Source organism: Capnocytophaga sp., assembly GCF_030532915.1.
Classification (GTDB): domain Bacteria; phylum Bacteroidota; class Bacteroidia; order Flavobacteriales; family Flavobacteriaceae; genus Capnocytophaga.
Genome location: NZ_JAUNKD010000009.1, coordinates 1 through 20,846, shown reverse-complemented (window position 1 = coordinate 20,846; position 20,846 = coordinate 1). Strand labels below are relative to the sequence as shown.

Here is a 20,846-nt window from a genome sequence, read left to right as displayed (position 1 = left end):
TGATAAAGATTTCTATTCCACAAAAATTTTATCTTGCGCCTCTTTCTTATTGATTACCCCTTTGAGTATCAACACATATTCATTGTACGAATCCGTATTAGGGAACAAAGCAAACAAACGCAAATCTCCATAATGATAAAACGCAATTGTTTTATGTTCAGGCAATAATTTAATATTCAAGCTGTTCAAATACATTGAATAACTGTAACTACCACCAATGTAAATCTGCAAATTTGCATTGGATTTTGGTGAATTTTCATTGAGAATCTTCTCGGCATCCGTTACTACAATCGCCTCATTTTGAAATATTCCTACATTATTCAGTTCTCTTTTATCATAATTTTCAAAACGATACTTACCAAAAAATGCTTTTTTGTAACGTTCATTAAGTACGTGCATCGCATCTGTTGAGTTATAATAGGTAAAAGGAGGTTGGGTTTCTCCATTATTGTATGGAAAAACCGTATGTGGAATATAATCAAGCGGCGGATAATTGTAACCGTCTCGCTTAACACCTAAAAGAATCAACGGAAAGCCTTTTTGATGCACATCCACAAATTTGTAGGGCTCGGCTTCATCATTGTAAATAGATTTCAATATTCCCACATATTCGGCATAGGCTTGGTCAGTAGGAAAAACGTAAAAAGAAGACGTTTCGTACTCATACTGCCCTCCTAAATTGCTATCCACAGCCACTTTCATTTTGTAAAACGCCACAATTCGTTCTTTGGGCATAAGTCCGTACACTTTTCTTTCTCTGATTCCTCTTGTGGTTTTGCTCTCATCACATTCTTTTTCAAACTTATACGGCCGGCAAATGTACTCATTGCGTTCTTGGTCACCGGCAAAAACCATACCGTGTTCATTGTTTTTAATTTCAGCTCCTGAACTATTAACAATCTGATATTTATCATAAAACCGATTCAACTCGGCATTCGAAGCGGCCAATGCGTCAGCCAAATCATAAATGTAACAGAGTAAATTAGGACCAAAATAATTAATTGGAATGTTTTTAGGAACCTTGTACGCAGCCAAGTCATTTTCAAATCCCAAAATAATTTTCGTGTTTGTTTGTTCGGGCGGAACAACGTCATCTTTGTTTCCTCGACAGGCTACCAGTGTAAAAACAACACCTGCCAATACAATTAATTTTTTCATAAATGAATTATTTTTAATAATTATCTGCTACAAAAGTACGATTATTTTCTTTCATTATAAAAATTTTAATTAAATATTTTCATCTCTCGCTTCAATTTATTTCCATTTCAAAAACAACGAAATTTCTAAAAAACACTATTTATTTTACAACAGAAACATTTTTTTAAGGGGGTCTATTGTATTTTTATATATTATTTTTACTTTTGCCCCATAAAAAAAAGATACTCTATGCCAAATTTACGATTTAATGCACTAAAAAAGGTGGGCGAACGAAAACCCGTTATCATCACCGAAAAAGGAAAGCGTTCCGAACTTTTCGGAAAAAATGTGTTTAATGAAGAAGCAATGCGTCAGTTTATGACCAACGAAGCCTTTGAAAGCGTGATGAGCGCCATTAAATACGGTGTCAAAATTGACCGCAGAGTAGCCGACCAAGTGGCGGCAGCTATGCGCGATTGGGCGATTTCAAAGGGCGCTACGCATTACACCCACTGGTTTCAACCCCTAACGGGAACAACTGCCGAAAAGCACGACGCCTTTTTTGAACCCGTTGGCAGAAGCCGTGCCGTTGAACGATTTGGCGGCGGGCAACTCGTTCAGCAAGAATCTGATGCGTCAAGTTTCCCGAACGGGGGAATCCGAAACACTTTCGAGGCGCGTGGCTATACCGCTTGGGACCCCACCTCGCCTCCGTTCGTTTACGGAACAACCCTCTGCATACCAACGATTTTCATTTCTTACACAGGCGAAGCGCTCGACAATAAAACCCCGCTACTCAAAGCCCTAACCGCCATTGACCACGCCGCTACCGAAGTTGCTAAATATTTCGACAAAAACGTAAATAAAGTAACTCCGACTTTGGGCTGGGAACAAGAATATTTTTTGGTGGACAGAGCCTTGGCAGGCACCCGACCCGATTTGATGATTGCCGGCAGAACCTTATTAGGGCATCAAGCCGCAAAAGGGCAACAACTTGACGATCACTACTTTGGCTCTATCCCCGACCGTGTGCTGAGTTATATGCGCGATTTGGAACACGAGTGCCTTCTGCTGGGAATTCCCGTAAAAACCCGACATAACGAAGTGGCTCCCAATCAGTTTGAATTAGCTCCCATTTTTGAGGAAGCCAATCTGGCGGTTGATCAAAATTCCCTACTGATGGACGTAATGAACAAAGTAGCTGAACGTCACGACTTTATGGTGCTTTTCCACGAAAAACCTTTTGCTGGCGTAAATGGTTCGGGCAAGCACAACAACTGGTCGCTTGCTACTGATACGGGCATAAATTTGTTAGCACCTGGGAAAACACCAATGAAAAATTTACAATTTTTAACGTTTTTCATCTGCTCCATCAAAGCCGTTCACGATTACGAAGAACTGTTGCGCGCTTCGGTGGCTTCGGCAAGTAACGACCATCGTTTGGGGGCAAATGAAGCGCCACCGGCAATCGTTTCCGTGTTTATCGGCGAGCAACTAACCCGCGTGCTTGATGAATTGGAAGATGTTTCAAACGGAAAACTTTCTCCCGAAGAGAAAACCGACCTGAAACTCAACGTTGTCGGAAAAATTCCGGATTTATTTTTGGACAATACCGACCGCAACCGCACCTCGTCATTCGCCTTCACCGGAAATAAATTTGAGTTCCGTGCCGTTGGTTCAAAAGCCAATTGCGGAAAGCCGATGACCATCATCAACTCCATCGTTGCCAAGCAGTTAATCGCTTTCAAAAAGGAAGTCGATTCACTCATAGAACAAAAAGGACTCAAAAAAGACGAAGCCATTTTCAACGTACTGCGTGAATACATCAAGCAATCCAAAAAAATTCGTTTTGAAGGCGACGGATACAGTGAGGCGTGGGAAAAAGAAGCCGCCAAACGAGGGCTGAGCAACAACAAAACTACGCCCGAAGCCCTGAAAGCCAATATTTCGGAAAAAGCCATCGCTCTTTTTGAGGAATTGGGTGTAATGACACGTGTTGAAATTGAAGCCCGATACGAAATCGAATTGGAAGAATACACCAAAAACATTCAAATTGAAGGGCGACTCATCGGCGATATTGCCCGCAACCACATCGTCCCCACGGCGGTGCGTTACCAAAACACCTTAATTGAAAACGTGAAGGGACTGAAAGAAATCTTTGGTAATGACTATCAAGAAGTTGCCGCTGAACAACTTGAATTAATCAAACGTATTTCGGAGCATATCAAAATCATTCATAGCAAGGTCGATGCAATGATTGAAGCGCGAAAAAAAGCCAACAAACTCGAAAACGCCGAAGCCCAAGCCAACGCCTATTGCAACGAGGTGAAGCCTTTCTTTGATGAAATCCGTTATCATTGCGACAAACTCGAAATTATGGTTGATGACGAACTTTGGACAATGACCAAATATCGCGAATTGCTTTTTACCAATTAATTCCCGTTGGCAAACCATAAAATCAAAGTATTTTCATATACACAAAAAGCTGATTGTATGAATACGACACATTAAACTAAGACAATTCATCGCATCAGCAAACAAACCCGAATCACTAAAAACAGGATGTATTATTTCAAGCCTCTGACTTCTTTCAAAAAAAGGTCAGAGGCTTAAATTTTTGTTAAAATCCTAAAAAAATAATTCATAAATCTTTTTTGTAACAAAAATTAACTACCTTTGTAACGTTTAACCAAATCTTCTTTTCTTATGAAAAAAACACTCTATTCGTTATTGATTTTGGGCTTATTCAGCCTTACAAGTTGCCAAGAAACCGCAACACCGAAAAAACTTCCGCGTGTGGCTATTGCCGGCATCGCCATTGAATCAAGTACGTTTTCTCCGGCAGTTTCACGTGAAGATGCTTTTCCGCTACGCATTGGCGACAGTATCTTTTCGTACTACAATTTTTTCGTACCCGACTCGGGCGTGGTACAGCGTGCCGACTGGGTACCTACCCTTCGTTCACACGCAATGCCCGGTGGCATCGTTGAACGCGAAACCTACGAAAAAATGGTAACCAAAACCCTCGAAATGCTCAAAGCTTCACTCCCGATTGACGGTCTCTTCTTCGACATACACGGAGCGATGAGCGTGCAAGGGCTGGAAGACCCCGAGGGCGACCTTATCGTTCGCATTCGCGAAGTTATCGGGAATGACGTGCTTGTATCGTCGTGTATGGATTTGCACGGAAGCGTATCGCCTCGTTTGGCACAAAACATTGATATGATTACCTGCTATCGGCTCGCTCCACACGAAGACGCGATGATTTCCAAAAAACGGGCTTTAACCAACTTGCTTGACCGACTTGAAAGCGGTAAGGGCAAACCTGCCTACAAAGCGTGGGTTCCCGTTCCGATTTTGCTTCCGGGCGAGAAAACAAGTACCCGCATCGAACCGGCAAAAAGCCTTTACGGACAAATCCCGAGCCTTATTGACGGTAACAAGGTAATCGACGCATCTATTTGGATGTCATACCCTTGGGCTGATGAGCCACGTAACCACGGTGTTATTATGACTTATGGCGATGATAAAGAAGCCGTCGGGAAAGCCGCCGAAACTTTGGCAAAACACTTCTGGGACGTGCGCGACAAATTTGAGTTCGTTGCCCCAACCGCCTACTTGCCCGAATGCCTTTCACAAGCCTTGGCAAGCACCGAAAAACCATTTATTATCAGTGATATGGGTGATAACCCTACCGCAGGCGGTGCAGGCGATGTTACGTGGACACTTACCGAACTTTTCAAACGCCCCGAATTTAAAAACGAAAACGGAAAACAACTCATTTATGCTTCCATACCCGATGCTGACTTCGTAAAACAAGCCCTTGCCATCGGTGTAGGCGGAAAGATTGATGCTGCTGCCGGCGCAAAAGTTGATAATCGGTATGCGCCTCCGGTTCGCATTGCCGGAACCATCACTACCATCGAAAAGGACGAAAAAGACAACACCATCGTAGTGGTAAAAAGTGGCGGCATTTCCGTTATCGTTACCGAAAAACGAAAAGCATATCACTTGGAACGTTACTTTACCGAACTGGGATTAAATCCGCGTGAAGCCGACATTTTAGTGGTTAAGATAGGCTATCTGGTTCCTGAGCTGTACAATATGCGTAAAGGCTGGGTAATGGCACTAACCCCCGGTGGCGTTGATCAAGATTTGATGCGCCTGCCTTACAAAAACATTCAACGACCAATGTATCCGTTAGATGCCGATATGCCCGAACCCAACCTAAAAGCTCGGTTTGTGCCGTTGGCTACCGAACCGCCCGTAAAACAATTGTAAAAATAACATCATAATCATATAAAAAATCCAAACGGAAAAGTAACATACAAGTAAAAACACTCAAAAAACCTTTCTGTTTGGATTTTTTTGCCAAATAAAACAGCAAACAACTAAATACAATACACTTCTGCATATAACACACACTACGCTGTCGTAAAATCACCCTTCAAAAATGGTTTAATTTATTTGATTGCATCGGATTATTGAATCGCACACTTTGATTTTCATACAAAAAACAGTGCTTTTCAATAAAAAAACGCTTCAAATAAACGAAACAACAAAGCTCTTTTCTTCAATATATCTTTTTCCAAAAGCCGGAAAAAGAAAAATTTATTTATTAGTAACCAAATTTAGAGCAATATGGAACGAAAACTTTTAATCACATTTGTGCTTATTGCAGGATTCTTCACACTTGCATCGGCACAAAACCGCACGGTGAAAGGTACTGTTACTGATGAGGCAGGCATTCCGCTATCGGGGGTTAGTGTTGTTATTAAAAACACCTCGCAAGGCGTATCAACTGACTTTGACGGCAAGTATTCCCTTCAAACCAAACAAGGCGACATCCTTGTGTTCAGTTACGTAGGTTTTTCCACCCAAGAGAAAAAGATTGCGGGTGGCACACAGATGTTAACACTCAATGTTACACTGAAAGAAGACACACAACAGTTAGGTGAAATCGTGGTTACGGCTTTGGGCATCAAACGAAGCGAAAAAGCATTGGGCTATGCCTTGCAAGAGGTTGATGGCGCTAAATTGCTTGAATCGCGTGATGCCAACGTGACCAACGCCCTTTCCGGAAAAGTATCGGGGCTTCAAGTTGTTAGAGGTGCCGGAGGCTTGGCGGGCTCGTCAAAAATCATTTTGCGCGGACAAAACTCCCTCACGGGCGATAATCAACCTTTGGTGGTGGTTGATGGCGTTCCCATTGACAATAAAGCAAGTGGTGCTGCCGATATTTGGGGTAATTCGGGTATGGATATGGGTAACGGTCTGCAAGATATCAATCCCGAAGACATCGAGTCGGTCAGTGTGCTGAAAGGTGCTTCTGCCGCAGCCTTGTATGGTTCGCGTGCCGGAAATGGCGTGATACTAATCACCACCAAATCAGGTAAACAACAAAAAGGATTGGGCATTTCAGTGTCAAGCACCTTGGCAACCGAAGATATTTTCGTACGCCCCGAACTGCAAAACAGCTTTGCACAGGGCATTGATGGCACGTACGACCCTAAAACGACCGTCAATTGGGGACCCAAAATAACGGGGCAAACCGTTACCGGCTGGAACGGACAGCCTGTTACCTTGGCAGCGTATGACAACATTGGGCATTTCTTCCGAAGAGGCATCACCGCCACCCAAGCGGTAACCTTCCAGCAACAAATCGAGAAAACCTCGGTTTACGCTTCGGTTAATTATATGGATAACAGCAGTATCGTACCCGAAACCGAACTAAACCGAACCTCGGTTGCCTTGCGCGCCACCTCCACCTTGGGGGAAAGCGAGCGTTGGAAAATCGATTTTAAAATCAATTACGTAAATACCAATGCCAACAACCGCCCCATTCAAGGTTTGAACCAATCCAACGTGTACAAAACCTTGAATATCTTCCCCAGAACGCTGGACATTCGCGAATTTAATCCGCCGATAGTTGATGGCAAACAAATTTGGTATGACACTCAAACCCTGCCCGATGACAACCCGTGGTGGACGCTCAAATACAACCGAAACAATGACGTGCGCAACCGCTACATCAGCTTCGGGTCATTGAGTTATGAATTTACCGACTGGTTGCGGGGTGAAATCAAAGCGGGACTAGATTACTACAACACCAAAATGTACCACCGCAAGCATTCCGGAAGTTTATCCGTACCCAAAAATGGTTTTTATTCCGAAGGGTCAAAAGAATTTTCAGAGAAAAACCTCAGCTTTTTGTTTATCGCACAGAAAAATGACCTTTTCAACACGACAAACCTAAGTGGAAACCTTACCTTCGGGGGCAATTTAATGACGCAACAAACCTCGGAAATGAGCGCTCACTCGGGTGATTTGCTTCTTCCGGATATTTTTTCGCTCAATAACGGAAAAGAAAAACCCGTCGTGAACTCGCTGCTCACCCAACGCAAAATGAACTCGCTCTATGGGTCGGCGCAAATCGGTTGGAAAAACAGTTTGTACCTCGACGCTACGTTCCGTAACGACTGGTCTTCAACGATGAGCAAAGCCAATCGGTCTTACTTTTATCCTTCGGTGAGTTTTTCAGGCATTGTTTCCGAGCTAATGAAAATGCCCGAGTGGATTACCTTTGTCAAGCTCAGAGCATCCTATGCCGAAGTGGGCAACGACCTTGAACCTCATATGCTGTACAACAGTTACTCGGTGAACAAAGATTATTGGGGAACGCCTATTATTTCCACCAATAAAATATTGTATGACAGCTCGGTGCTCAGTGAGCTTATCAAATCGTATGAAGCGGGGATTGACCTGCGCTTTTTCAACAACCGATTGAAGCTCGACGCCGCCGTGTATCAAACCAACGCCACCCGACAATTATTGCAATTGCCGATGGACGAAACCAGCGGGTACAGTTTTAGGATTATCAATGCCGGAAATATTGAAAACAAAGGCGTTGAAATCTCACTCGGCGCAGGCATCCTTTCCAACCCCAACGGATTGAATTGGGACGCTTCGGTAAATTTCTCGAAAAACAAAAACCAAATCATCGACCTTTACACCGACGTGAATGCCTACACCCTTTTGACCGTTGATGAAATCACCGTTCTTGCCGAAAAAGGCAAAGAATACGGCGCTATTTACGGTTCAAAAATACGACGGGTTGAAGATGCTCAAAGTCCGCATTACGGCAAAATGATACTCACCGCCGAGGGCTTACCGCAACGCTCCCAAACGGCATTGAATTACTTGGGTCATCAGCAACCTGACTTTATGCTCGGGGTGAACAACAGCTTTGCTTGGCGCGGATTCAACCTTGATTTTATGGTTGATGCCCGCGTGGGCGGAAAAATCTTTTCAATGACCCGAAACCTACTCACCGGCTATGGTATGGCAGCTGAAACTGCTCCAAGCGGAGAGCGTGAGTCGTTTGTGGTTGATGGCGTGATTGCCAATGCTTCCGGCGGGTATGATGTGAATGCCAAAGCGGTTAGTCCGCAACGCTATTGGGGTGCTTTGGCACAAAATAACATCGGGATTACCGAAGCCAACATCTATGATGCCACTTCGGTGCGTTTGCGAACCCTTTCCTTCGGATATAATTTCGATAAAAAATGGTTAGAGCCGATGCGCATTCAAAATTTGAAACTATCGCTCACCGCCAATAACCTTTGGTTGATTCATACGGGCATTCCCGGCATTGACCCTGAGTCTGTTTCGGGGACCGGAACAAATGTTACCGCATTGGAATTTGGCACACCGCCCACCACACGGTCATTTACGTTTACTATTTCTGTCGGACTTTAAAATTTACATTATGAAACCAATAGCATTTAAAACCATTATCACACTGATTGCCGTCTTGCTGTGGCAATCCTGTTCAGATTTTGAAGAAATCAATAAAGACCCCAACGCTGCCGACCGCAATTCGGTACTTGTTGAAGGGCTTTTCAACTCCGCCGTTGCCGATGCACAACTCAGTTGGTGGAATCGTGACATTCTCTTTCACCGCACTTGGCTTTGGGGGGCGCGCTACACCTTCCGCCCTATTCACGGTCCGCAAGTTTTGCAAGACCAGAATAATTATATGACCGATTACTGGGCTTCAATGGCTCAGTGGATTAACGATGCCAGCCAAGCCATTGAAATTGGAGAAGAACGCATTGCCAAAGGCGGGAACATTTCGCCTGCAACGAATAATTACGTACAGATGGCACGTATCTACCGCGCTTATTTATTCTCGGAAGTTACCGATATGTTTGGTCCGTATCCTGCCAAGAACGGATTTAAAGGTAAAGTAGCTGAATATGACAGCGTGGAGGATATTTACGCCTATATTGAAGACGAATTGAAACTTGCCGTGAGCAAACTTGACAGCAACAGCCAAGTTACCAACGATGCCTTTGATGCTTTTTACGGCGGAAATATCGATGCGTGGAAAAAATATGCCAATTCACTGCGATTGCGATACGCGATGCGATTTTCAAACGTAGGCGATGTAGGGAAAAATCGTTTTGAGGCTATTTTACAAGAAGTTGGCGATATTGAGAAAGGCTTTATCACGCATAATTCGGATAATGCTTCGGTGGCGCAATCCAACATTGCCGATTTACAAGACCCCGCAGGCTCTATCTTCGCACTCAGTTACATCGGTATGGAAATTACAAGTACGCTTACTAACATTGCTTTCGGATTAGGAGGCATTTCAGTGAGTGAAATGGCTAAATACCCCGGCACATCGGCTTACGGTTTGCCCGCAGAAGCCCTCAACAACCACCTGCGCTCGCCTAATGAATACTTGGGCTTGTACCTGCCTGAGGCTCTTCCTACAAAAACCAACGTGGAAACAGCCGGATACCTGTATGATTACATTCCTTCGGAAATTGACCCGCGTATTTTGGTGAATTATCACATTCCGGGGCATCACGATGAGCTTGTAAATTTCTATGTAAAGCGTGACCTCGACAACCCGAATTACCAAGAAATTGAATACCCGACCGGTTCCGGAAAGAAAATAAATACCAAATACACCTTTTCATCATTCACTTGCGGTGATGCCACCGGAAAGACAGACCTCATCGGACCGGGTTTCCGTGCTTATTTAGGGCGGTTGCCTGCCATCGGTAAGCAATACCGCGGTGGCGACCTGCGTCGTGTGTACTTCGGTGCTTGGGAGACCTATTTTTTGCTTGCCGAAGCGGCTCATTATGGCTGGCAAACCGGCAAAACAGCCAAAGAGTGGTATGAATTAGGCATTAGAGCCAGTTTTGAGTATCACAAAGTGAGTCGATATGTTGATGATTATTTGCAAAGCGAGAGTTACAATCGCATCGGTACTTCCGTTAAGTTTGAACATACGCAAGAGGTTACAAGCGTGCAACTTAAACGCAAGGTATATGCCACCGGCAATGAAGAAACAGTTACTTACAACTATCCCAAAGGTGTTCACCCGACCAATAACGATGTATTGTCAAAGATTATGACTCAAAAGTATTTGGCACAGAACCCTTGGCAACCGTTTGAGGCTACCAATGACTATCGCCGTACGGGGCTTCCTTTCTTTGAAAATCCATACCTTGAAGGATTGCTTCCTTTTATGCCGTTTTATACCGACCCTACCAAAGCGGATATTAAAAACGTATACCGACGCGTGCGCTATCCCATCAATTTAAAAACTAAAAACCCTACGGGATATGAGCGTGCTTTGCAATTGCTCGGTGGTGCGGATAAACCCGAAACACCGCTTATCTGGCAGAAACGTTAGTATTCCGTTTTTATACAAAAACAACCCCGCAGGCTTTCTTGCTTGCGGGGTTGTTCATTTTAATGAAGCTGTTTTATTGTTCCAACTCTTGATTGATGTTTTTGATAAGTCGTTCGTATTTTTCCGTACCTTGCAGAAAAGCAAGCGCATTGATGGTTTTCACTAACTTTTTAAAAACATCATACATTTCCTTGCGTGCCATTTTGCTTGAACCCGGTTCAGTACCGGCATATTCATTGGTTCGCAGGTTAAACACCCGTGAAAACTCATCGTTTTTCTCTTTAAGTGCTTTCATCCATTCAGTAGCTCCGATTTGTTTTACAAGAGCCTCATTTTCAGGCAAGGCAAGGTCTTGCAAGAGACTTTCAACAAGGGCTGTTTCTTCATTAAACTTGCGTTTGTCGGGTACTTTTCCGTACTTTTTAGCAACAAGCACTAATTTCATTCCGGCTTTTTCTTTTGCCTCATTCGGAAAGTTTTTATATGCCTCGAAAAATTTAATCATTCCGCGAAGCATCAACCCACGGGCATCGTCAAGCTCTGAGAGCGTGGCAGTATGCTCGTTTTTTGAAATGGGCTTTACAGCCTTTTCAAGTTCAGTGAGTTTTTGTACAAACTCCCCTTGGATTGTTTCCAAACCAAGTGCTGCAACGTCTTCTTGGGCTAAATGTGATTGAATATTTTTCATTTTACCCACAAAATCAAATAGACGCGTACGATTCAAATCTATTTTTTGTATCATTCTCTATTGTTTTAAATTACAAACTCATTAAAAGGGATAATTTTTTACCCCTTAATCCGATTAATTATATGCAAAAATCATACCTAAAAAGCATTTTACAAGTATAAAACACCACATTTTCAGTTTAATTTAACGTTTTGAATATACTATTTAACATCTCATTGGTTATTTTATTTGAAATTGATTGTATTTTTTATATAATTGACCTCATCAAATAATGCAGAAGCTATTTTTTTAAGGAAGGCTCCCTCTTGCACCTTTCAAAGAGGGAGTCTTTAGAGAGGACATCTCCCCTGCCCCCCTTCAAAGGGGGAATTAGTACAACAAACTATTTTAAGGTAAATATTTTTTAGTCTGAAATAAGCCTTTGAGGTACATCAATAGTATATTTTTAATTTGCAATAAGCTATTGAGGTATATATCTATATCACTTTAAATTTAGTATTATTTTCAAGAGTGAGACTCCGACATTGGAGACGAAGCGTTAAGAAAATCAATGAATGGAACATAGGAAATCTCCACTGTTCGAAGCAACCGCAGGGAGCAAGTTTGGAGATTTCCAGTGAAATGAATTGATTTTTAGCGGAGTATCCAAAGTCTTGAACTTTTGGTACTTTTGGTTCAAGCCAAAAGTACGAAAAAAAACAATTAATATAGAGTTAGCTATATATCAACAATATATTTTTAATTAGAAATAAACCATTGAGGTACATCAACAAGTATTTTTTAATTACAAAAAATCCATTTAGATACATCAATAGCTATTTTTTAGTTATAAATAAACTGTTTAGATATATCAACAGCTATTTTTTAATCAGAAACAAGTCATTGAGGCACATCAAGAAGTATTTTTTTATCAGAAATAAGACATTGAGGTACATCAAGAAGTATTTTTTTATTAGGAATAAGCCATTGAGGTACATCAATAAGTATTTTTTAATCAGAAATAAGCCGTTGAGGTACATTAACAGCTATTTTTAAGCAAAAAACAGGAAAACTATAACAAACATAAGATATTTTCCTATAACAATTCCCCCTTTGAAGGGGGCAAGGGGGATGTCTTCCCTAAAAATTCCCCCTTTGAAAAAAGTTATGAAGTTATTTCAATCTAAAAAAATAATTTTCATAAAAAACATCGGAAAACAAAAAACCTTCGGCAAGCCTGAATGTTTACCGAAGGTTTTTTGTTATGCAGTATAAAATTAAAAAGTTAAGTTGTTGATTTCCTGAAAATAATATCAATTAAAACTCCAAAGATAATCAGCAGTACGCCAACGACAAGGTTTATGGTAAGGGCTTCACCAAACAACCCCACACTGATACCTACGGCGATAACGGGCTCAATTGCTCCCATAATGGCAGTCGGCGTTGAACCAATAAAACGAATGGCATAGATGAGCGTTGTCATTGAAAGCACGGTGGTAATAAACGAAAAAAGCCCTAAATGCAGGAAGGTTTCACCATTTGGGATTTCCATTTTTCCGTCAAGAAGCAATGATTTCACAAGGAAATACAAGCTCGAAAACAACAGCGAATAAAAAGCTATTTTCATTCCCGAAGCCTGAATATGTGATTTATTAACCACCACCATATACACCCCGTAGATAAAAGCTCCCATAAAGGCAACAAACAGCCCAAAAAAGGGAATGGAGAATGATGAAACATCATCAACGCTCATCACAAACACCCCGACGAACACCACCAAAAGCGAAAGCATCGTAGGCAATGTGATTTTTTCCTTAAAGAAAACCCCGAGCAACAACGCCACTATCACCGGATACATAAAAAAGATGGTGGAGGCGATACCCGGCGTGAGATAGTCATATGCCGCAAACAAAAACTCAGACGAAAGGGCGTACAAAAGCCCCAGAAACACGAAAATACCGCTCTCTCGAAAGCTGATTTTCAGTGATTCTCGTTTATAAAGCAAATAAGCCAAAATGAAAACAGCGGCAATGGCAAAACGATAAAAAAGAGAGGCATCTAACGAAAAAGCACGCTGTTTGATGGGAATCATAAACAGCGGAATCATTCCGTAAGTCAATGCCGATATAAAAGCGAGTAAGTAGCCTTTTAATTGTACCTTCATAGCGTGAAAAAAGGCTACCCGAAAGTAGCCTGTAATAAATAACCTATTTTAATTTAATATGAAAAAAAAGTTCTAAATAAAACTATCTGCCTCACGGTCTGTTACCAAACGGAACCCTTCGCCGTGAATGTTAAGCAGCTCCACCTTTTCATCTTTTTGAAGGTATTTTCTGAGCTTGGCGATATACACGTCCATACTGCGGGAGGTGAAATAGTTGTCATCTTTCCAAATTTTTGAAAGGGCAAGCTCACGAGGCATCAAATCATTTTCGTGCAAAGCCAGCAGACGCAAAAGTTCGTTCTCTTTGGGTGAAAGTTTTATCGGCTCTTCGTCACGATACTTCAAATAACGCAACTTTGAATTGAGGAAGAACTCACCGATTTCAAACTCAAACTTTTTGCTGTCGGCAACGGTTTCAACGGCTTTGCGTTGCAGCATCGAGCGGATTTTCATCAGCAGGATTTCAGAGTCAAACGGCTTGTTTAGGTAGTCATCAGCCCCGACTTTGTAGCCTTTTACGATGTCTTCGCGCATTGTACGTGCGGTTAGGAACACAATGGGGATGCGCTCGTTTTTTTCGCGTATTTCTTTGGCGAGGGTGAAGCCGTCTTTGTAGGGCATCATCACGTCAAGTATACACAAATCGAAGGCTTCCTTTCGGAATTTATCAAAACCTTCCATTCCGTTTTTGGCAAGCACCACTTCAAAGCCGCTCATCACCAAATAATCTCTCAAAACGGTCCCGAAGTTGGGGTCGTCTTCCACTAAAAGAATTTTCTTGTTAGTTCCGGTTGTTGTTTTCATATCGTATGAAATTTCGTTTACATCCATCATCTTTATTTATTTTAAAAGTTACGTTCTTTTTACTTGTAAAATAGTTAAATTCAGTGACTTTTGTTTTCCAAAATACTTCAAACACGGCTTAAATGACAGGCAATTGAATGAAAAAAGTACTTCCTTTTCCTTTTTCACTTTCCACATAAACGGTTCCTCCGTGATTGTCTACGATGCTTTTCACGTAGGCAAGCCCCAGTCCGTGTCCTTTCACGTTGTGCAAATCACCGGTATGTTCGCGGTAAAACTTGTAAAAAATTTGCCGCAACGCCTGCCGGCTGATGCCCTGACCTTGGTCTTTGATACGTATGAGTATTTTGTTATTTTTAATATTTTCGGTATAAATATCGATTTCGGGTTTTTCGGGCGAATACTTGATGGCATTTTCAATGATATTGACAAGTACATTGGTAAAATGCGATTCATTGGCTGAAATATCGGCATTTTCGGCGTGTAAATGCGTTCGGATAACGCCTTCACGCTCATCAAGCATCATTTGCACGTGCCCCATCGCCATTTCAATGAGCATATGGGCGTCAAGCGGCTCTTTGGTAATGTCTAATTCGCCTCGTTCCAAACGTGAAATTTGTAAAATATTTTCAACCTGCGAGTGCATTCGCTTGTTTTCATCTTTTAACATTTTAACATACGCCAACACCTTTTCCGGATTGTGCAAGATCATCGGGTTTTTGATGGCATCAAGTACCAAATTGGTAGTAGCGATGGGCGTTTTAAACTCGTGCGTGATGTTGTTGATAAAATCGGTTTTGATTTGTGAAATACGCCTATGGGTCAGCATTTGATTGAGGGTTATGGTAAACACCCCAACAATGACAATCATAAAAATGGTTGACAATGAAGCGATTCCTATCACCGACGAGAACACAAAACGCTCACGTTGCGGGAAAATCAGCGCCAATTCAAAAATGGAATTTCCTGAACTGCTTGTAAAAAGAGGCGTGCGATACTCTTTGGTTTCATTGGCATCGAAATATTTTGAATGGATATTTGACAATACATTTCGGTTGTAAATGGCAAAATCAAAATCTGCCTCCAAACCTCTGTGCATCAACTTTTTGCTCACCAAATCTTGAATCTGTTCAACTGAAACCCGATCAATGATGGATAGTTTTTCCATTATGTTTTTGAACGACTCTTGAATCATAAGCCGCTCAATTTCAGGCAAGCGACTTAATTTTTCATACGTTTCGATATTCGGAACAACTTGATTATCTATCTGCGTACCGAAAACGATTTTTTGTTGAGTTTGTTTACTGACGTAATTTTTTATCTTTCGTAAATCTTCTTCCTCCGAATCGGTGGGCAAGTTGTAATCCTCTTCCAAAATGCCGTGCTTATAAATAAACGTTTCACGTGTATTTTTATTTTCCTGAACGTACATAAACTCGTGGATATGAGATTCTTTAAGCACCAATGCAGTGTCTTTTTCTTTGAGTTCAAGAATTTTACTCACATAATGGTTCACTTCATTTTGCTCAATATCAGCAACCACTTCACTTAAAACCTGCCGCACTGAATGCGAAAAAGCCTCTTCCCGATCATCAATAGCCGATTTAATCCAATACCCTTGAATGACTGTAATTCCTATCAAGGAAATCGTCATTAAAATGATGGTTATTGCATTCAATCTTCTATTCATCGTACAAAACTACTATAAAAATTTTTCCCACCTTGTTTTTTAACAAAAATTTAACGTTGTGAGTCGTAAAATTGCTGACTTTTCAATTTTTTAATTAAATTACAATGTATTTCTCGAACTTTTAACAAGGTTATTCCGATATTTATGTTATAGAGCACCTTATTTGATAATTTTATCTTTTTTTGCTCTGTCCATTGATTTGCCATTCGGTTGCGTACGGATTGCGGCGTAACGTTGTCTCTTTCAACTACTCTACGGATTCGTTCGGGTTTGGGCGCGACAATGGTAATAATGTAATCACATTGTTTATACGCCCCGCTTTCAAATAATATTGCACTTTCTTTAACGATATAAGGCGCGCATTGTTTCGCTTTCCAAACTTGAAAATGATTTGCCACTGCCGGATGCACTATTTCATTGAGTAACTGCAATTTATTTTTGTCATTAAACACAATTGCGGCAATATATTTTCGATTATATTTTCCGTTAAGATAGGCATTTTCTCCGAATAACGCGCTAATTCTTTTTTTTATATGCTCATCAGTTTCAATCAGATGTAACGCCTCTTTATCCGAAATATAAACCGGAACGCCCAAACTTTCAAACATTTTAGCAATTGTGGATTTTCCACTGCCAATACCGCCCGTTAAACCTACTACCATTCTGATTTTCTGATTAATACTTCCACTTTATTTTCCTTAAAAAACGAAAACTTCACACGCTTGATTTTCGTACGGATTGTCAAAGGCAAAAACGTATTCTTTTGAATATCATCATAATCGGCTTCAACAACAATGTCATCGGCGGTTATGTTTTTAAGAATATCCAAATCACCGGAACACAAAACCGAAACCTCACCCGGAAAAACCTTTACTTGACTGCCTTTCGGGACGTTCAACACCCTAACCGGCACGCTTACAAGCTGCTCGCTGACCTTTTCGACCATCGCTTGAATGGTAATTTTGTCGGTATGGTAACGCACAGAAGCCGTATGCTGCAATTTGTAAACCTGTGTGAATGAATTTTTAACATTTTTTTGCTCAGGAAGCGATACAAAAACCACATCAAACGTTTCTACGCCCTGCTTGTTGCCCGAAATCAGTACCGAGTCGGGTTGTATGAGCAATTCGGTAAGCTGGTATTCACGTTGATAATCCGCATTTAAATCAACAATAACGGGGACTTTCTTGGTATATTTTTTTTCAAAATCAATAACAATGGTATCGGAATACGTGTTGTGTATCTTTAAATCGGGAGCGTGCGGAGCTTTCAATTTATCCGAAATATTTTTCGATAGTTTGTATTTTTTACCTTCAATATGTTCCAAATCAGCAAAATCAACCGAAATAAATTGGTTTTCAGCATAATATTTAAGCATCGAATAACCTTTTCCTTCTGCCAGAATATGAATTTGATGCTTTTGAAGCGGATTTAAAAACAATTGCTCGGGAATATTGGTAATGGTAACATCAACCAAAAACTCGCGTTGCAGATTTTTAGACAACCGAATCAGAATCCACAGAAAAAAAGACAGCAAAACACAAACCAACAGGGTAACTCTTTTGGTATTTGCTAAAAAAAGTCGTATTTTTCGTCGGGTTAAAGGCATCGGAATAACAAAATTTTGGTCTGATTTTTTTCCAAAACTACATTTTTTCCGTAAAAGAAAAAAATCTTACTGCTTTTTTTTCAAAAAATTGTTTTTGAGCGGGTTATTCCGTTTTTCGGATTTCTGAATATTATATGCCTTTTAGTTCAAAATATGCAATATTTATTCGGAACCCTTGCTTAGTCTGTCAGCTTCCCGAGAAATTATTAAAAATCTTTTTTCGGCTGTATTGATAATAATCGTATCTTTGTCGCGCGGATTTTTAAGGCAATTTGCCTCCGTTAAATAACTATCAGGATATGAAAAAACACAATTTCAGTGCCGGGCCGTCTTTGCTTCCGCAGGCGGTTTTTGAAAAGGCTTCGCAAGCGGTGGTTAATTTTGAAGATTCGGGCTTGTCGGTGGTTGAAATATCACATCGCAGCAAGGAATTCGTTCGTGTGATTGAAAAAGCGCGTGCTTTGGCGTTGCAAACGGCAGGTCTGGACGATTCGTACGAGGCACTGTTTCTACACGGCGGGGCAAGCACGCAATTTTTGTCCGTTCCGTATAATTTATTGGAACGAAAGGCGGCTTACATCGATACGGGCGTATGGGCAAGCAAAGCCATAAAAGAAGCCCAACTCTTTGGCGATGTGCAAATTATCGCTTCGTCAAAAGAAAACGGCTATAAAAACATTCCGAAAGACATTACCGTGCCTGCCGATGCCGATTATTTACATATCACCACCAATAACACCATTTACGGCACACAGTTTCAGTATGTTCCGCAAACGTCAATTCCGCTGGTTGCCGATATGAGTTCCGATATTTTTTCACGGGAGCTTGATTACACGCAATTCAGCCTGATTTATGCCGGTTCGCAGAAAAATTTAGGTGCTTCGGGCAGTACGCTGGTGCTTATCAAGAAGGATATTCTGGGGAAAGTGTCACGCAAAATCCCTTCCATCTTGGATTATCAAAATCAGATACGGCACGAGAGTATGTTCAACACGCCTTCCACCTTTTCGGTGTATGTAAATCTGTTGGTATTGGAATGGATTGAGCAGCAAGGCGGTGTCAAAGCCCTTGAAAACCAAAATAAACACAAGGCGAAGCTCCTTTATGATGAAATTGACCGTAATGCGCTGGTGGAAGGTTATGCTGCCAAGGAAGACCGCTCGCTGATGAACGTTACCTTCTTTTTGAAAGATGCTTCACTGCAAGAACGCTTTGATTTGCTTTGTCAAAATGCCGGTATCAGCGGACTCAAAGGGCATCGCACCCTTGGCGGATATCGTGCTTCGATTTACAACGCCCTACCCCTTGAAAGCGTGCAAGTGCTGGTTGATGTACTGAAAGAATTGGAACAAAAAAGCTGATACTCACAGGGTTCCCATCTCACTCCAACTAATCCTTCTGCCCTGCTTTCTCAGCTTTGAAATATCACTTAATACAATTTTGCGGTGCAAATATATGCAATTGATTTGGATTTATATCAACAATAATCGTATATTTGCATACTTTTTATGCATAATCATAATTGAAATATGAATAACATCGGCTTTAACATTCGAAAGGTTCGCGAGCAGAAAGGATTTTCACAAGAATATGTGGCGAACCAACTCAACATCAGTCAGGCATCATACGCACGGCTGGAAAATGAAGACACCAAAGTTACGGTGGATAGATTGTTTCAAATCGCTAAAATTTTGGAGACTGAAATCAGTGATTTTTTTGATGAAAATAAACTTAACATACAATCACAAACCTACAATGCTGATGCATACGGACACGGATATGTTCAATATTTAGTTATTGAAAGTAAAGAGACCCTCAATAAGTTAGTGGAGTCATACCAAGAGCGTCTCAAAGAAAAAGACGAGCAAATAAACCTGCTCAAATCACTATTGGAACAATATAAAGATAAAAAACAACATTGATTACTTATTAAAAATCAACAAAATACTGTTTGTGGAATCTTTTTCCATTATTTGGAATTAGATGAAACGGCTTTGTAACATTACAAAGCCGTTTTTTATTATCCCGTAATTCCTTTATTATCTGAAAAGTATACGCCATATCATGTTTTTAATAGTACGAACCATTTTGCATATCATCTTTTAGCTCTTTTTGATACTATTAATCCATAACTAATTGAACCTTAAGCATAAAATTACCACACAAACCTTTTAATCTGTTTTCGGTTTTCATTTTTAAACCTGAAAAAACATATCAAAAAGGTATGTTGTCATCTCATTAAAAGTCCGAAATCATTAAAGGGTTTGTTTTTTTATAAAAATTTTAACGTTTTCTTTTTGATTCATTCTAAAAATCTTCGTTCCTTTGCAGAGGATAACAACAAAAATGTTCTCTATCATCTTTTCAATCTTGTTGAGTATTATTTATACCTTATATAACATCTCGATAATTAATAAAATAAGATAATTATGAGCATCAACAATTTGAACAACTTCCATTTATCGGAAGAGCAGATGAAGGACATCGGTGATGCCCTTACTGCGTTGGAAAAAGCAATGGAGTTACTTAACATTAACTTAACTCCTGAGGACAGGAACAAATACGGACGCGTGAATGAGCAAAACAAGCTGCTCATTAACAAAACGTATGACTATGCCGTGAACCGCCCTGAACTGCGGTCACCGGAAGTAGATTGGGACGAGTTTTTCCGTGATTACAAAAGCCGAAGTTTCTTGGAAGGAATCATTTCGCGCCTCAACAGCCTTACTACACGGGCTACAAATTCCAAAATATACCACGATTATGACAATTACCAAGATGTATTGGAGGATTATGCCTATACATCATATCGGGTAAAATCAAAAAATGTGGGCTATGAGGAAAAACACCGCGAGCAAAAGCAATTCTTTTCAAAATCAAAGCGTGTAACCCCTAAAACAGACGAACCCAAAGAAAACTAGAATCCATTTTATAACATCTTTTCATTTTACTGCCTTTGTCAAGAAACCATCTCTTGGCAAAGGTTTTTTATTTGAAATAGTTTGAGGAGGGTTTGAGAGGGTTTGAAAGTTGTTTGAGGTTGTTTGAAAATTGTTTGAG

General features: G+C 40.8%; 14 protein-coding genes. 7 read left to right on the top strand and 7 right to left on the bottom strand.

Annotation, left to right across the window (positions count from 1 at the left end):
* Positions 1–12 precede the first annotated feature (12 nt).
* A complete protein-coding gene (locus Q4D72_RS04125) occupies positions 13–1,158 on the bottom strand; it encodes a hypothetical protein (protein ID WP_303076231.1) in 1,146 nt (381 codons plus the stop codon).
* Positions 1,159–1,386: 228 nt separating this feature from the next.
* Between Q4D72_RS04125 and Q4D72_RS04120 the strand changes: the two genes are divergently transcribed.
* From Q4D72_RS04120 to Q4D72_RS04105, 4 genes are all read left to right on the top strand, one after another.
* Positions 1,387–3,573: a glutamine synthetase III gene (locus Q4D72_RS04120; RefSeq protein WP_303076228.1), complete on the top strand. Its 2,187-nt coding sequence runs from the start codon at positions 1,387–1,389 to the stop codon at positions 3,571–3,573.
* Positions 3,574–3,843: 270 nt separating this feature from the next.
* The gene (locus Q4D72_RS04115) at positions 3,844–5,418 is read left to right on the top strand and encodes a M81 family metallopeptidase (protein ID WP_303076226.1); all 1,575 of its coding nucleotides are present in this window, start codon (positions 3,844–3,846) and stop codon (positions 5,416–5,418) included.
* A 360-nt stretch (positions 5,419–5,778) separates the two neighbouring features.
* Positions 5,779–8,895, top strand: a complete 3,117-nt coding sequence (locus tag Q4D72_RS04110) for a SusC/RagA family TonB-linked outer membrane protein (RefSeq protein ID WP_303076224.1) — start codon at positions 5,779–5,781, stop codon at positions 8,893–8,895.
* A gap of 10 nt (positions 8,896–8,905) precedes the next feature.
* Complete coding sequence (locus tag Q4D72_RS04105) at positions 8,906–10,852, top strand: SusD/RagB family nutrient-binding outer membrane lipoprotein (RefSeq protein WP_303076222.1); 1,947 nt, start codon at positions 8,906–8,908, stop codon at positions 10,850–10,852.
* A 73-nt stretch (positions 10,853–10,925) separates the two neighbouring features.
* Here the strand turns inward: Q4D72_RS04105 and Q4D72_RS04100 are convergent, their stop codons facing one another.
* The 6 genes from Q4D72_RS04100 to Q4D72_RS04075 form a co-directional block, all read right to left on the bottom strand.
* Complete coding sequence (locus Q4D72_RS04100) at positions 10,926–11,594, bottom strand: DUF6261 family protein (protein WP_303076220.1); 669 nt, start codon at positions 11,592–11,594, stop codon at positions 10,926–10,928.
* A gap of 1,210 nt (positions 11,595–12,804) precedes the next feature.
* Positions 12,805–13,683: a DMT family transporter gene (locus Q4D72_RS04095; RefSeq protein WP_303076218.1), complete on the bottom strand. Its 879-nt coding sequence runs from the start codon at positions 13,681–13,683 to the stop codon at positions 12,805–12,807.
* 72 nt (positions 13,684–13,755) lie between these two features.
* Entirely contained in the window at positions 13,756–14,517 is a 762-nt protein-coding gene (locus Q4D72_RS04090) for a response regulator transcription factor (RefSeq protein WP_303076217.1), read from the bottom strand.
* An 88-nt stretch (positions 14,518–14,605) separates the two neighbouring features.
* Positions 14,606–16,177 (bottom strand): sensor histidine kinase KdpD, encoded by a 1,572-nt coding sequence (locus Q4D72_RS04085; protein ID WP_303076215.1) that lies wholly within the window; start codon positions 16,175–16,177, stop codon positions 14,606–14,608.
* A gap of 50 nt (positions 16,178–16,227) precedes the next feature.
* Positions 16,228–16,839 carry a dephospho-CoA kinase gene (gene coaE / locus Q4D72_RS04080; RefSeq protein ID WP_303076214.1) on the bottom strand — a complete coding sequence of 204 codons (612 nt, stop codon included), beginning with the start codon at positions 16,837–16,839 and terminating at the stop codon, positions 16,228–16,230.
* Positions 16,833–17,786, bottom strand: a complete 954-nt coding sequence (locus tag Q4D72_RS04075) for a YbbR-like domain-containing protein (RefSeq protein WP_303076212.1) — start codon at positions 17,784–17,786, stop codon at positions 16,833–16,835. Before Q4D72_RS04075 ends, coaE begins: the two co-directional genes overlap by 7 nt.
* Positions 17,787–18,085: 299 nt before the next feature.
* Here Q4D72_RS04075 and serC point away from each other — a divergent pair, with 299 nt between their 5' ends.
* From serC to Q4D72_RS04060, 3 genes are all read left to right on the top strand, one after another.
* Positions 18,086–19,147, top strand: coding sequence for a 3-phosphoserine/phosphohydroxythreonine transaminase (serC, locus tag Q4D72_RS04070; RefSeq protein ID WP_303076210.1), 1,062 nt, complete (start codon positions 18,086–18,088; stop codon positions 19,145–19,147).
* Positions 19,148–19,315: 168 nt separating this feature from the next.
* Positions 19,316–19,708 carry a helix-turn-helix domain-containing protein gene (locus Q4D72_RS04065; protein WP_303076208.1) on the top strand — a complete coding sequence of 131 codons (393 nt, stop codon included), beginning with the start codon at positions 19,316–19,318 and terminating at the stop codon, positions 19,706–19,708.
* 507 nt (positions 19,709–20,215) lie between these two features.
* Positions 20,216–20,707: a hypothetical protein gene (locus tag Q4D72_RS04060; protein WP_303076207.1), complete on the top strand. Its 492-nt coding sequence runs from the start codon at positions 20,216–20,218 to the stop codon at positions 20,705–20,707.
* Positions 20,708–20,846 lie beyond the last annotated feature (139 nt).